Origin of the sequence: Thiomicrospira sp. R3 (genome assembly GCF_029581415.1) — a bacterium.
Taxonomy (GTDB): domain Bacteria; phylum Pseudomonadota; class Gammaproteobacteria; order Thiomicrospirales; family Thiomicrospiraceae; genus Thiomicrospira.
Genome location: NZ_CP121121.1, coordinates 718,256 through 731,492 on the forward strand (window position 1 = coordinate 718,256; position 13,237 = coordinate 731,492).

Genomic DNA, 13,237 nt, shown 5'->3' on the forward strand with positions numbered 1-13,237 from the left:
ACTTAAATGAAGTTATTATAACGCGCTGACTGATACACGCATAACCTCGAATCAAATTATGTTTCAAGTTCATCAGGCAAAAGTAATAAAGCCTCATCAAACTCAAAATTATCCAACTGCGTTTCAAGCTGTTGCACGGTTTCAGTCGCCAAGTAATGCAAAAAGTAAGCCTTGTGCTCTACAAAGTAATCCTGGGTTGTGCCACTAAAATCAGCCAACATGGCTTTAAAACTTGCAAGTATCGTTGGCCATTGCGCTTGGTCTACCTCCACCAGTTGCTGATTGACCTGATGCGCTTGACAAAAATCCGCTAACTGATTCATTAACGCCTTATAGTTTGTTAGCGAAGCGTTATCCAACAGGCGTAATGCCGCCTCTAAATGCTGCGCTTCAATATGATGTTCGACTTCAGCTATTAATCCTGCCAATTCAACCAAACCCAAAGTTGCCGATAAGCCTTTTAGGGTATGGGCTTTAAGCATACTAGTGTCCTGATCCGCAAGGCTCAGTGTCTGCTTTAATTGCGCCAACTCATTGGCATAGCGTGCTACAAAGTCACACAATGCCGATACAAGCAGTTCGGGTTTGTTGCCTAGGTTACGTTTTATAATCGCTTCGTCCAACCCATCAATCTCTCGCAAGGCTTGATCTAACTCACTAGATCCCGTTTGACTTGAATGCAACCGCGTTTCGACATCGAGCCATTCTGCCAGCATCGCATATAAATGCTCTGGAATAATTGGCTTAGTAAAGTGCGCATTCATTCCTGCCACTTCACAGCGTTGACGTTCTTCGTCAAACGCATGCGCCGTCATCGCTATAATCGGAATAGTTACCCCCGCAGCGCGTAACGCACGGGTAGCACTTAACCCATCCATAACCGGCATCTGAATATCCATCAAGACAAGGTCAAAGTGCTGTCCACTTTGCGTGACGAGATAAACCGCCACCTCACCATTTTCTGCACTAATCACCTCAGCGTGTGTTTCAGCCAAAAACTCTTGTGCAATTTGCTGATTGATCGAGTTATCCTCAACCAATAAAATGCGCTTACCACTTAAGTCCGGATAGCCTTCGAACCCTTGCGGCTGATCGGCTTGTGTATGACCTAGCAGCAACTGACTTAATGGTGCAACAAAAACAGGTTTCATCAAGGTATGTTTAATCCCATATCGCTGGGCGGCTTCTTGCAAGTCAGGCCAATCATAAAACGACATAAGAATACAGCGATCAACAAGTTCAGGATGGCGCTGTTTAATCTGGTTAAATAGCTCTACTCCGTTTATTTGGGGCATCTGCCAATCAATAAAAAGCCAATCGGGATGCGTTTTTGCTTTCGAAAGATACAGCAGTGCGTCTTCTGCAGAATCCATAGTGATGGTTTGAATATCGAATAAGGCTAACTGGCTCTCAACTTGTTGTGCAGCTAGCGGATGATCATCCACAACTAACGCTGTCTGTGCTAACTTTTTACAGGACACAACAGCAGGCTGGTTTTCATAGCATACATTAACTCTAAGGGTAAATTGGCTGCCCTCACCTGGCTGACTCGTCACCGTCAAATCACCCTCCATTAAGCGTGCTAAGTTACGAGATATCACTAAGCCTAAGCCTGTTCCGCCGTATTTGCGCGTTGTACTGACATCAGCTTGCGAAAACTCAGAAAACAAGCGCTGCATCTGCGTATCCGTCATCCCTATACCGGTATCTTCAACTACAAAAACCAACTTCCAGGTTTGTTTATCAAACCCCACACTCAACCGGATATAACCTTGATCGGTAAACTTGACCGCGTTATTAAGAAGATTAATCAAGATTTGTCCAATTCGAGTGGCATCGCCAAACACTTGAGATGGATAGTAAGCCGTCAACTCGGGCTGAATATCAACCACAATTTCCAATCGCTTAGCCCGAGCCGCAACCTGCACAGGCAGCAAGGCATCTTGAACTAATTGTTCTATATCAAGCTTAATTTCCTCCAGCTCTAACTTACCGGCTTCAATTTTAGAGAAGTCCAAAATATCGTTTATTACTGTTAGCAGACTATCTGCTGAACGTTTAATTTTTTCTACATAATCACGCTGCTTGTTATCAAGCTGTGTTTTTAATGCTAAATGCGACATGCCCAAAATCGCATTCATTGGGGTTCGAACTTCATGACTCATATTCGCCAAAAAGTGGGCTTTCGCTTCAGCCGCCTGTTCGGCATTACGCTTTTCGATTTCGAGTTTTTTCAACAAGTCTTTTTGTTCGGCCGCTTGACGCAAGCTGGCGATTAATACCCCGCACGTATTGTTAAACGGTTCAAGGAACTCTGCCAATTCTAAGCTATAATCTTCCGGGCTATTGGCAATACCATACACACCAACTAACTCACCACCTTGAAAGATCGGCACACCCATATACTTCCGAAGCGGCGGATGCCCAGGCGGTGCATGCCCACCGCGTGGGTCGTTTTGCATATCATTACCAATAACAATCTGCTCTTGGTGCATGGCTAAACCTATCATGGTTTTATCACTACACAGCAACATATCTTGGCTTTTTAACTTCTCATAAAGCTGATAAGACGGCTCATCCCAGGAAATATTAGTAATCGCATGTATTTTTAAACAGCGCTCACCATTATTTCGAAATAGTACCTCACCAATAAACCCCTGTTCACTGTCTGTTATCTCTAAAACACTATGCAGCAAATCATCCCAAACTTGATCCTGGTTATCTGTAATAGCGACAAACTCTTCAGTGGCTTTTTTGAGTGCTCCTAGCAACTTTGAACGCAGGTTGGTCGCTTTACGCTCCGCTTCACGTTCACGTAAGTCAGTAACAAATCCAATAAAACTAAGATCTTGAACCCCATCCACTCGACTAATCGCTAAGTGAATAGGGAACGCCTCACCCTGTTTATTCAGTGCGACTACTTCGCGGCCTTTACCAATGATTTTATTGACGCCCGTATTAACTTGGTTCGCAAGGTACTGATCATGGTGCTCAGCATAGGAATCAGGCATCAAGATTTTAACGTTCTGCCCAAGCAACTCAGTCTCCGCATAACCAAACAGGCTAAGTGCCGCCGGATTGACTCGAATCATTATATCCTGCGCATTAATTTGAACAATGCCGGCGGCTGCCGAGCGTAAAATAGCTTCGTTTTCCTGCAAAGGAATAATAGCTTGGCGGCGAATGCCACGCCCATAAACAAACAACACTATTAAAAGCAATAATGCAGCTACTATTAGCGCCATGCGCTTCGCCGTTTTTTCTAAAAGCAGCTGGTGATATTGGCTAGACAACTCTTTTTCAATGAGGTGCAAGGTTTCATGCAACTGCAAATAAAAAGACCGAGACTCATCTATATCAAAGTTAAAGCTAAAATTAGACTGGTAGCTACCTTCAAGCATGGGATAGATATAACGATCCATAAGATGCTGATAAGCTTGCTTGTCTTGCTCAATTTTATCAAGCAATTCGCCAGAAAAACTCTGCCGATGGGCTTTCAGTAAATAGCCGAGTTTATTAAACTCCAATTGCGCGGCATTAAAACGTGTAGCGAGCGAATCTAGCGAACTACTACCTTGGCTAGCATCCAGTACGCTTATCGTACTTAACACTTTAGACACGGCTTGATGGTAATTAAGATAAGTGCGCATCAAGGTCATTCGATCCGTAATAACTGGCTCGTAAATCGGTGTTTGAAAAAATAAATTTGTCATCGAGCCAACTAGATGCGCATGAAGGTTTGTACCTTCTTGCATAAACTTATCCCCCAACGGACTACAGGCTATATTATCTTGATTAGACATACATTCACTGAGCGCTTGGCGAGTCAGCTTAAAGTTCGCTATCTGTTCTTGCCGATATTCTTTATCAGCTTGAGATGTTAAAAAAAAATCGCTATTAAAAGTTGCCTGTGCGCTTTGATCCGTGTCCTGTTGAAGCTGACGACTAATTTCGATATCCGTTACCAACCACGGTACTTTACTCATCACGTAACCGCGACGCGACTCTTGGGTTAGCGCAAAACCATAATCAATTAAAACAGGAAGACTGTTGAGCTTGTGTTGATAAGCTCTATGCTCTTTGACTAGACTAGCCGTATAAATAACCATCGCTAGTACCATAACAATCGTAATAGCAAAAGCGACCGCCAGTTGCTTAGTTAACCTATCGGTTGCTTTTTTCATAGATTCATCTCAAATTAAAGTTTATTCGCACACGGTTGAACTATAGAGTGATTGGCACCGGCTAAAATTGCTGTTTGCACTATGCTGGGTGCGGTATCCGCCGTAATCATAATTAACTTGGAGTCACTTAAGTGCGATAACGTCTTCTGCGGGCTGGTCAATACCGAGACTTTTTTATAACCTTCACCTTGTAAAAGCGAGCTAATTTGTCCGCACATTTGGGGAGTAGCATCAACAATCGAAATAGACAGGGTATGATTTTCTATTGGCTTATCCGTCATAGGCTTCTTATAAATCTAGTCAGCCCATTGCTGGCTGATAGTTAAAATTTGGTCTTCTATCGACATAAAACAAGCAAACAATTCTGGATCAAAATGCTTGGCACTCATTTCTTGCATAATCTCTAATGCTCGGTTATGTTCAAACGCGGCTTTATAAGTTCGTGCCGATCGCAGTGCATCATAAACATCGGCTAAGGCCATTAAACGCCCCGCTAGAGGAATCGCATTGCCTGCAAGTCGATTAGGATATCCGCTACCATCCCATTTTTCATGATGGCTGATTGCGATTGCTTTTGCCATTTCGAGATAGTCACCGTACGTCCCCATCGATTTGGCTGCAGAGGCTAAAATATCATACCCACGCTGCGCATGGCTTTTCATTACCTCAAACTCATCATCCGTCAATTTCCCTGGCTTAAGTAAAATATGATCAGGTATCGTTATTTTGCCCACATCATGTAAAGGCGCACAACGCGTCATCAGCTCAATCTGGTCATCACCAAGTTGCAAATGAGGTAGACTTCGTTGCGCTTGCTGTGCAATAAGCCTAACAAAGTGCTGAGTGCGTTTAATATGCATGCCGGTGTCTTCATCACGAAACTCAGCTAATGAAATCATTACGGATAAACTGGCATCTTGCAAGTTATAAATATCACTCAAACGCTTTTCTAATCGGGCTTCAAGCTCCGTGTTTTGCTGGCGCAAACTGTCATGGTAGCGCTTAAGTTGTATGTGGGTATGTATCCGCGCTTTTAGTACATCCGGATTAATCGGCTTGGTAATAAAGTCGCTGCCACCCACTGACAAGGCACGTTGTTCATCTTCGGTGTTACTTAGTGCGGTTAAAAACAACACGGGTATTGACTGAGTATGCGCTTGGGTTTTGAGACGCTGGCAAACGTCATAACCATCCATTTCAGGCATCATCACGTCTAACAAAATTAAGTCAACCTCCAAGCGTTCAAGCAGTTTGAGTGCTTTAATACCTGAGTTGATTAACTTCACTTGGTAGTCTCTTTCAAGTAGCGCATTTAACAACGTAAGATTAGCGGGCGTATCATCAACGCAGAGAATGGTCGGCTTTAAGGCAAAGGACATAAAAAACGGTCTCTTTAGTTCATAAAAAACATATATTTAAATACATGCTAATGCTGATAAATTATAACAAACGTCTATAAAATCAAACTGCCTATTATCAAAATTTCAACTAGGATTGTACTTTAAACTATAGGGCTGAGCGTTGCACTTACTCTTTAATACCACTGTTCAAAAACCATCGCTATTCAAGCCGCCCCAGTGATTATCAAGCTAGTACAAACAGCACACATGCTTATCTTAAGCGACTCGAGAATTCGATTTTGCAACATGGATTATTGTAGCAGCTAGATAAGGTTTATTCCATTGTTAATACGCTCATCAATCGCGAGCGGGACTGCTTAACGCACCCATCTAAACCCTACCAGCATTTCTGACCAGCTGTTCGAATAAGGTGATTTGAGCGATTGATAAATTTTAGCGCTTGACAAAACACTTCCCCAGCGATAACCTCTGACTCATCTCTCGGGGTGCTTTCGCGCAAGCGGAAGCTGAGAAGGTCTTCGACCTAACCCGCTGAACTTGAACTGGTTAGAACCAGCGTAGGGAAGAGAAGCATCTTAATCGGCGTAACCATTTCACCTTTTAATTTCTCGTTTTCGCGCTGTTTTTCTATCCCAAAACTATTTGGAGAAAAACATGACTCAAAACATTAAGCACACGGCTGAACACAGCGAAATCACTCGCGAACCGTTACCGGCTTCGACAAAAACCTATATCCCTGGCGAAATCCATAAAGACATTCGTGTGCCGATGCGCGAAATCGCTTTGACCAATGGCGAAACCCTGACGGTTTATGATACCTCCGGCCCTTACACTGACCCCAATGCCAAAATTGATTTAACCCAAGGGATTGAACCGATTCGTAAAAGCTGGATTGGCGCGCGTGGCGATGTTGAAGTCTATGAGGGCCGTCAAACTCAAGCGGTGGACAATGGTTACAAGCGTGAAACCGATGTGCCAGAAGCATTGTTGGTGGCGGAAAAGGGCTTAAAACGTAAACCGCTACGCGCTAAAGCCGGCAAAAACGTCACCCAAATGCATTATGCCCGCCAAGGCATTATTACGCCGGAAATGGAGTTCATCGCGATTCGTGAAAACCAGCGCCATACTGAAGTGATTGATGCCGAACGCGAAGCGCGCTTAAAAGGCGAAAGCTTTGGCGCGAATCTGCCAGCGTTGATTACCCCTGAGTTTGTGCGTGCCGAAGTTGCCGCTGGGCGCGCGGTGATCCCAAATAACATTAACCATCCGGAATCCGAGCCGATGATTATCGGTCGTAATTTCTTGGTTAAAATCAACGCCAATATCGGTAACTCGGCACTGACCTCGTCGATTGCCGAAGAAGTCGAAAAAATGGTTTGGTCAACCCGCTGGGGCGGCGATACGGTGATGGATTTATCGACCGGTAAAAACATTCACGCTACCCGCGATTGGATTGTGCGCAACTCGCCGGTGCCGATCGGTACCGTGCCTTTGTATCAAGCCTTGGAAAAGGTGAATGGCGTGGTTGAAGATCTGAGTTGGGAGGTTTACCGCGATACGTTGATTGAACAGGCCGAACAGGGGGTGGATTATTTTACGATTCACGCTGGCGTGCTATTGCGTTATGTGCCGATGACGGCCAAACGTGTCACCGGCATTGTGTCGCGTGGCGGTTCGATTATGGCGAAATGGTGTTTAGCGCACCATAAAGAAAGTTTTCTCTACACCCATTTCGAGGATATCTGCGAAATTATGAAAACCTATGATGTTAGCTTCTCACTCGGTGATGGCTTGCGTCCGGGTTCGTTAGCGGACGCGAATGATGAAGCGCAATTAGCTGAGCTCAAAACCCTAGGCGAGCTGACTAAAATCGCTTGGAAACATGATGTGCAAACCATTATCGAAGGCCCGGGTCACGTACCGATGCACAAGATTAAAGAAAACATGGATTTGCAGTTAGAGCTTTGTCACGAAGCGCCTTTTTATACCCTTGGCCCCTTGACCACCGATATTGCACCGGGTTATGACCATATTACCTCAGCGATTGGCGCAGCGATGATCGGCTGGTACGGTACGGCGATGCTGTGTTATGTCACGCCTAAAGAACACTTGGGCTTGCCCAACCGTGAAGATGTAAAGGAAGGCTTAATGGCCTATAAAATCGCTGCTCATGCCGCAGATATTGCTAAGGGGCATCCGGGGGCGCGTTATCGTGATGATGAAATGAGTAAAGCCCGCTTTGAATTCCGCTGGATGGATCAGTTTAATATTGGGCTTGATCCTGAACGCGCAATGGCCTATCACGATGAAACCCTACCGCGGGATTCGGCCAAAGTAGCGCATTTCTGCTCGATGTGTGGGCCAAAATTCTGCTCGATGAAAATCAGCCAAGAAGTGCGCGATTACGCCGCAAAATTGGGTGTGGATGAGCAAAAAGCGTTAGAGGCGGGCATGGCGGAACAAGCGCAAACGTTTAAAGAGCTTGGTAGTGAAATTTCAGTGCCAGTTGTTCAGCTGGCTGACCAACTGAAAAAACAGGCTTAAGTCATGAGTGGCGCGACCTTAGGCGGTTTAAAAACTGTTGGTATCGTCGGAGCAGGCCTGGTGGGGCGGGTGTTGGCGTTGAATTTAATTCAGCGCGGCATTCAGGTCACGCTCTATGAAAAAGATAGCGCCAACACTCAACCCAATGCGGCTGGATACACCGCAGCAGGCATGCTTGCGCCTTTTGCTGAGTTGGAGTTAATGGATGCCCAATTGTTTCAACTGGGTGTACGCTCAATTGAACTTTGGCCGGATTTGTTGAACTGGATGGCGGAGCAGGATTGCGCGGTGGACTTTCAGCATCGCGGCAGCTTGATTCTAGCGCACCATAATGACCGTGCCGACTTACAACATTTTATGCGTCAACTGACTCATAAACTGCCGGACGGCTATCAGGTTGAACCGCTCAATAATGCACGCTTAACCCAACTGGAACCCGAACTCGCCCATCACCACCAGGCCTGGTGGCTGCCGAATGAAGGCCAAGTGGATTCAACGCAGTTTTTTGCTCAAAGCGAACGCCTGCTAAAAAATAATCCGCTGGTGGAATGGCGCGAAAATCAGCCTGTTGAGCATCTGGCAAACCGCCAGATTGAAGGAATAACGTTTGATTGGGTGTTTGATTGTCGTGGCTTAGGCGCAAAAGCAGACATCCAAGATTTACGCGGGGTGCGGGGTGAAGTGTTTTGGTTGGATGCGCCAGAAGTCAAACTCAGCCGTCCGGTGCGCCTCATGCATCCGCGTTATCGCATTTATATTGTGCCGCGCGCCAATGGGCGTTATGTGATTGGCGCGAGTGAAATCGAAAGCGATGATCGCAGCCCTATGTCAGTGCGCTCTAGCTTAGAATTATTGTCGGCGGTCTACAGTGTGCATCCGGGTTTTGCCGAAGCGCGCATCGTCAATCAACTGACCAATTGCCGCCCGGCGCTGGGCGATAACCTGCCAAGGATTGAACAATTCGACGGCCTCACGCGCATTAACGGTTTATATCGCCACGGCTATTTGTTTTCGCCCGCGATTGTTGAAAAAGCATTAGCGCAGCTTGTTTGAACGCGCTTTCGCCTTGTGAACGAGAGCAAAGAGCTGGCTTATTTGTACGTCATCCCGGAGTATTTGTACGTCATCCCGGCGCAGGCCGGGATCTCTTGAGGTTGTGTGCCGTCGGTTTGAGATTCCGGCCTTCGCCGGAATGACGCGTTTTGCCCTCGTTCCCACTGTCCTCAGTGGGAACGCAGACCGACTTTTCGGTTGGAGCGAATTAACCCGACCTGCCTAGTAGGCGTTCCCACGCACAGCGTGGGAACGAGAAAAGAAGTGTGCATACGTTAGAGAGCATGGGAACGAGGTAAAACCTTCGCGTCGCTATGGAATGAAAACAGGTGAAATATGATTTTACTGATTAACGATAAACCCAATGAAACCAACGCAACCAACCTAGCAGGCCTGGTGGCGGAATTAAAAATTGAAGGCGCATTTGCCTTGGCGCGAAATGAAAACTTTGTGCCCAAAAGCCAGTATGCCCAGACACCCATAGCGGAAAACGACCGCATAGAAATCGTCGCCCCGATGCAAGGCGGATAATCATTTGCCTGAGGTGAATAGGTTTACTGCGCAGGAAAGCAATGGTACATTAAGTGGTACGCTTTATAAACACAAGAGGCTAACCCCATGATGACTTTAACCGCGACAGAAGCCAGAAAAACATTTTTTGAGCTGATTAAACAGGCAAATCAGCAGCATGAAATGTTTCAAGTACAACACAAAACCGGTAATGCCGTCATTATGTCGGCCGAAGATTATGAGAGTTTACAGGAAACACTTCACCTTTTATCGCAGCCAGATTTTAAACAAACATTTAGTCAGTCTGTTGCTCAAGCCGATTCTGGTGATTTAGCCAGTTTTGACGAGGTATTCGGAGAACCACAGTGAGTTGCGAGGGCTATCAAATTGTGTTCACGAAACTGGCACAAAAGGATGTGGTAAAACTCTCGCCAAAGCTTAAAAACAAACTCAAGGACATTTTACGCAATAAAATCGCCATCGCACCCGAAACCGGTAAGCTGCTGATGGGTGATTTAGAAGGCTATTATTCCGTGCACTTGAGTTTTCAGGATCGCATTGTCTATCGCATAGAACAGGGACAATGCATTGTTTTAGTTGTTCGTGCAAAAACCCATTATGGTGAATAAAAAACAGGATAAGACTATGACCCCTAACAACCAGGCCTGGTTACTCGCGGATAAAAAAATTAACAGCCGCTTACTAATCGGTTCGGCTTTGTATCCGTCACCAGATATTATGCGCCAAGCGATTCAAGCCAGTGGCAGCCAAGTGGTCACGGTATCCATTCGCCGCCAGAACCCCGGTGATCAGAGTGGGCAGGCCTTTTGGCAGATTATCCAGTCACTGGGTTGTCATATTTTGCCAAATACCGCCGGTTGTCGAAATGCCAAAGAAGCGATAACCACCGCGCAAATGGCGCGTGAAATTTTCGGCACCCACTGGATTAAGCTCGAAGTTATTGGTGATGATTACACCTTACAACCTGATCCGTTTGATCTGGTCAAAGCTGCCCAGGCTTTAGTTGAAGACGGCTTTGAGGTTTTCCCTTATGCCAGTGATGATTTGGTGTTGTGTCAGCGTTTAGTCGATGTCGGCTGTCGGATTGTAATGCCCTGGGCGTCACCGATTGGTTCTGGCAAAGGCATAATGAATCCCTACAATATGGAACTGATCCGCCAACGCCTCGACAAAACCACCTTAATTGTCGATGCGGGCATCGGTAAACCTTCGCACGCGGCGCAAGCCCTAGAAATGGGCTTTGATGGTGTACTGCTTAACTCGGCGGTGGCCTTAGCCGATGATCCGGTCAAAATGGCCGGCGCTTTCAAATATGCCATGAACGCCGGACGCCTAGGCTTTGAAGCAGGTAGCATGCCGCAACGCGAACTCGCCAGCGCCTCCACCCCAACCCTCGGCACCCCGTTTTGGCATCAGGGTTGACGCCAACCTGACTCAACAATGATAACGACATTGAACAATCTAGAGCTGCTCACCTGTTACTTTATAGACGAGCTGTTGTTCTATGTCGATGCGGCGTGACCAGCCGCTGCACCAATTGGGCTTTAGCGGTTAGGGAGCGCCCAAGCCGCTAAAAGGTTGGTACTGAATGGCTTTAATCAACGAATTGATACGCTTGAGTTTATATTTTTCTGTTTTTTGCCAATAAAGATAGACGCTCTACCCCTTGTTATTCGATGCATTTACTGCCAGAATCAAACTTGTGTTTTCATTACATTAAGGAGAAGCGCATGGCGACGATTACATTAAAAGGCAATCCAATTGAAACAGTAGGCGAACTTCCAACTATCGGCACGATGGCGCCAGAAGCGGCATTAACCCAAGCCGATTTAAACGATATTTTATTAGCTGACCTTAAAGGCTCGCGCTTGGTTTTGAATGTATTTCCAAGCATTGACACTAGCGTGTGTGCCGCCTCGGTTCGCATGTTTAACCAGCAAGCGGCACAACTCGACAACACCAAAGTGTTATGTATTTCAGCCGATTTGCCCTTTGCGCAAGCTCGATTTTGCGGCGCAGAAGGCATTGAAAACCTGATAATGCTTTCAACTTTTCGCCATGATGTGTTCGGTTCGGCCTTTGGTTTAACCATAAAAACGGGACCATTAGCGGGCTTACTCTCCCGTGCCATCATTGTAATCGATGAAACGGGTCAGATTATCTACACCGAACAAGTGCCTGAAATTGCACAAGAACCCAACTATAGCGCGGCGCTAGCTGCACTTTAACCTCCCCCACTCTCAACTAGCCGAGCAACCAAGCTTTTAAGTCCATAAGGCTTGGGTTGCTTAGCTTAACCCTTCATAGTTTTTCTATTTGGAAAAAGTATTTTTATATTTTGACGATTATCATTCTCTGGCGAAAAATGTACCATACAGTTAAATCATTTGAGAAATTGACTATGTGGCGCAATACTCCAAATTATTATGGTCTCATTCACATCGGCTTACATTGGCTGATTGCACTCGCCGTGTTGGGGTTATTTGCTTTAGGTTTGTGGATGACACAACTTGATTATTACAGCCCTTATTATCGTAGTGCACCGGATTTGCATCGCAGTATTGGGGTGTTAGTGGTAACGGCTATGCTGTTTCGTTTTGCATGGAAGTTATTCAACCCAACAGTCCAACCACTTCAAACCCATCGTATTTGGGAACTATGGTTGGCACACATAGCCCATGCACTGATGTACTTGCTGGTGATTGCGCTGGGGGTCAGCGGCTACATGATTACCACCGCTCACGGCCAGCCTTTAATGATTTTTGATTGGTTCGCTTTGCCAGCTATCAATTTTGGCATTGAATACCAGGAGGAAGTGGCGGGAGATTGGCATGAGCGATTCGCTTGGGGTTTGATTGCGCTAGTTGGCTTGCATCTGCTTGGCGCACTCAAACATCATTTGATTGATAAAGATTCAACTCTAAAACGGATGCTTTCTTATAAAAAAAACCCGGTCAAAGGAGATTTACCATGAAAAAACTAAAGGCGTTATTTATCGGTGCGGCGGCGGTGTTACTTGCGCCGCTTGTCCAGGCCCAGGCCACCACCTATGATATTGATGTGCAGGGGATGCACGCTTCAATTAACTTTAAAGTCAACCATTTAGGCTTTAGCTGGCTAGTGGGACGGTTTGATAAGTTTGAGGGTTATTATGTGCATGACCCAAAAAACCCAGCGAATGAAAAGGTTGAGGTCACAATTGATACCCGTAGCATCAACTCCAACCATGCCGAGCGCGATCGACATTTACGCAGTGATGATTTTTTAAACGTGCGTCGTTACCCTGAAGCGAAGTTCGTTAGCACTAGCGTGGTCAACCAAGCCGATGGCAGCAAATTGATAAAGGGCAACTTTACTCTGAATGGGGTCACCCAACCTTTAGAGATAGTCGCAACTAAAATTGGCGAGGGCACGGATCCTTGGGGTGGCTATCGTTCGGGTTTTGAGGGGTCAACCGAGTTTAAAATGAAAGACTTTAATTTTAAACGTGATTTAGGCCCAGGTTCTGCAACCGTTTATCTGGATTTACATATTGAGGGTATTAAACGTTAACAATCTGAGACT

At 45.9% G+C, this 13,237-nt stretch carries 12 protein-coding genes, 1 pseudogene and 1 riboswitch; of the genes and pseudogenes, 9 read left to right on the top strand and 4 right to left on the bottom strand.

Annotated features, from left to right (window positions below; all coding sequences use genetic code 11):
• Window positions 1-56 precede the first annotated feature (56 nt).
• Genes P8S55_RS03655 through P8S55_RS03665 form a run of 3 tightly spaced genes read right to left on the bottom strand, consistent with a single transcriptional unit; the run spans window position 57 to window position 5,563 of the window.
• Window positions 57-4,184 carry a response regulator gene (locus tag P8S55_RS03655; protein ID WP_289224926.1) on the bottom strand — a complete coding sequence of 1,376 codons (4,128 nt, stop codon included), beginning with the start codon at window positions 4,182-4,184 and terminating at the stop codon, window positions 57-59.
• Between the two features lie 14 nt (window positions 4,185-4,198).
• Complete coding sequence (locus tag P8S55_RS03660) at window positions 4,199-4,465, bottom strand: hypothetical protein (RefSeq protein ID WP_289224927.1); 267 nt, start codon at window positions 4,463-4,465, stop codon at window positions 4,199-4,201.
• A gap of 15 nt (window positions 4,466-4,480) precedes the next feature.
• Window positions 4,481-5,563: a response regulator gene (locus P8S55_RS03665; RefSeq protein ID WP_289224928.1), complete on the bottom strand. Its 1,083-nt coding sequence runs from the start codon at window positions 5,561-5,563 to the stop codon at window positions 4,481-4,483.
• 453 nt (window positions 5,564-6,016) lie between these two features.
• A riboswitch (TPP riboswitch) is annotated at window positions 6,017-6,126 on the top strand.
• Between the two features lie 73 nt (window positions 6,127-6,199).
• Between P8S55_RS03665 and thiC the strand changes: the two genes are divergently transcribed.
• The 6 genes from thiC to P8S55_RS03695 all read left to right on the top strand — a co-directional run bounded on the left by thiC (window position 6,200) and on the right by P8S55_RS03695 (window position 11,095).
• Window positions 6,200-8,089, top strand: a complete 1,890-nt coding sequence (gene thiC, locus P8S55_RS03670) for a phosphomethylpyrimidine synthase ThiC (RefSeq protein ID WP_289224929.1) — start codon at window positions 6,200-6,202, stop codon at window positions 8,087-8,089.
• Window positions 8,090-8,092: 3 nt separating this feature from the next.
• Window positions 8,093-9,142: an FAD-dependent oxidoreductase gene (locus P8S55_RS03675; protein WP_289224930.1), complete on the top strand. Its 1,050-nt coding sequence runs from the start codon at window positions 8,093-8,095 to the stop codon at window positions 9,140-9,142.
• A gap of 336 nt (window positions 9,143-9,478) precedes the next feature.
• The gene (gene thiS / locus P8S55_RS03680; RefSeq protein ID WP_289224931.1) at window positions 9,479-9,673 is read left to right on the top strand and encodes a sulfur carrier protein ThiS; all 195 of its coding nucleotides are present in this window, start codon (window positions 9,479-9,481) and stop codon (window positions 9,671-9,673) included.
• A gap of 87 nt (window positions 9,674-9,760) precedes the next feature.
• The gene (locus tag P8S55_RS03685) at window positions 9,761-10,021 is read left to right on the top strand and encodes a type II toxin-antitoxin system Phd/YefM family antitoxin (protein ID WP_289224932.1); all 261 of its coding nucleotides are present in this window, start codon (window positions 9,761-9,763) and stop codon (window positions 10,019-10,021) included.
• A gap of 20 nt (window positions 10,022-10,041) precedes the next feature.
• Entirely contained in the window at window positions 10,042-10,281 is a 240-nt protein-coding gene (locus P8S55_RS03690; RefSeq protein WP_289224933.1) for a type II toxin-antitoxin system RelE/ParE family toxin, read from the top strand.
• Window positions 10,282-10,297: 16 nt separating this feature from the next.
• A complete protein-coding gene (locus P8S55_RS03695; protein WP_289224934.1) occupies window positions 10,298-11,095 on the top strand; it encodes a thiazole synthase in 798 nt (265 codons plus the stop codon).
• A 129-nt stretch (window positions 11,096-11,224) separates the two neighbouring features.
• Here the strand turns inward: P8S55_RS03695 and P8S55_RS11205 are convergent.
• A pseudogene (locus tag P8S55_RS11205) lies at window positions 11,225-11,314 on the bottom strand (Txe/YoeB family addiction module toxin); the annotation flags it as partial.
• An 89-nt stretch (window positions 11,315-11,403) separates the two neighbouring features.
• Here P8S55_RS11205 and tpx point away from each other — a divergent pair.
• The 3 genes from tpx to P8S55_RS03715 all read left to right on the top strand — a co-directional run bounded on the left by tpx (window position 11,404) and on the right by P8S55_RS03715 (window position 13,225).
• Complete coding sequence (gene tpx, locus P8S55_RS03705) at window positions 11,404-11,901, top strand: thiol peroxidase (RefSeq protein ID WP_289224935.1); 498 nt, start codon at window positions 11,404-11,406, stop codon at window positions 11,899-11,901.
• Between the two features lie 173 nt (window positions 11,902-12,074).
• Entirely contained in the window at window positions 12,075-12,647 is a 573-nt protein-coding gene (locus P8S55_RS03710) for a cytochrome b (RefSeq protein ID WP_289224936.1), read from the top strand.
• A complete protein-coding gene (locus tag P8S55_RS03715; RefSeq protein ID WP_289224937.1) occupies window positions 12,644-13,225 on the top strand; it encodes a YceI family protein in 582 nt (193 codons plus the stop codon). The genes P8S55_RS03710 and P8S55_RS03715 overlap by 4 nt, the downstream gene beginning before the upstream one ends.
• The last annotated feature ends 12 nt before the right edge of the window (window positions 13,226-13,237 follow it).

Coding starts and splice junctions, on each gene's coding strand:
- P8S55_RS03655 (WP_289224926.1), bottom strand. CDS start 4,184: ATGAAAAAAGCAACCGATAGGTTAACTAAGCAACTGGCGGTCGCTTTT.
- P8S55_RS03660 (WP_289224927.1), bottom strand. CDS start 4,465: ATGACGGATAAGCCAATAGAAAATCATACCCTGTCTATTTCGATTGTT.
- P8S55_RS03665 (WP_289224928.1), bottom strand. CDS start 5,563: ATGTCCTTTGCCTTAAAGCCGACCATTCTCTGCGTTGATGATACGCCC.
- thiC (WP_289224929.1), top strand. CDS start 6,200: ATGACTCAAAACATTAAGCACACGGCTGAACACAGCGAAATCACTCGC.
- P8S55_RS03675 (WP_289224930.1), top strand. CDS start 8,093: ATGAGTGGCGCGACCTTAGGCGGTTTAAAAACTGTTGGTATCGTCGGA.
- thiS (WP_289224931.1), top strand. CDS start 9,479: ATGATTTTACTGATTAACGATAAACCCAATGAAACCAACGCAACCAAC.
- P8S55_RS03685 (WP_289224932.1), top strand. CDS start 9,761: ATGATGACTTTAACCGCGACAGAAGCCAGAAAAACATTTTTTGAGCTG.
- P8S55_RS03695 (WP_289224934.1), top strand. CDS start 10,298: ATGACCCCTAACAACCAGGCCTGGTTACTCGCGGATAAAAAAATTAAC.
- tpx (WP_289224935.1), top strand. CDS start 11,404: ATGGCGACGATTACATTAAAAGGCAATCCAATTGAAACAGTAGGCGAA.
- P8S55_RS03710 (WP_289224936.1), top strand. CDS start 12,075: ATGTGGCGCAATACTCCAAATTATTATGGTCTCATTCACATCGGCTTA.
- P8S55_RS03715 (WP_289224937.1), top strand. CDS start 12,644: ATGAAAAAACTAAAGGCGTTATTTATCGGTGCGGCGGCGGTGTTACTT.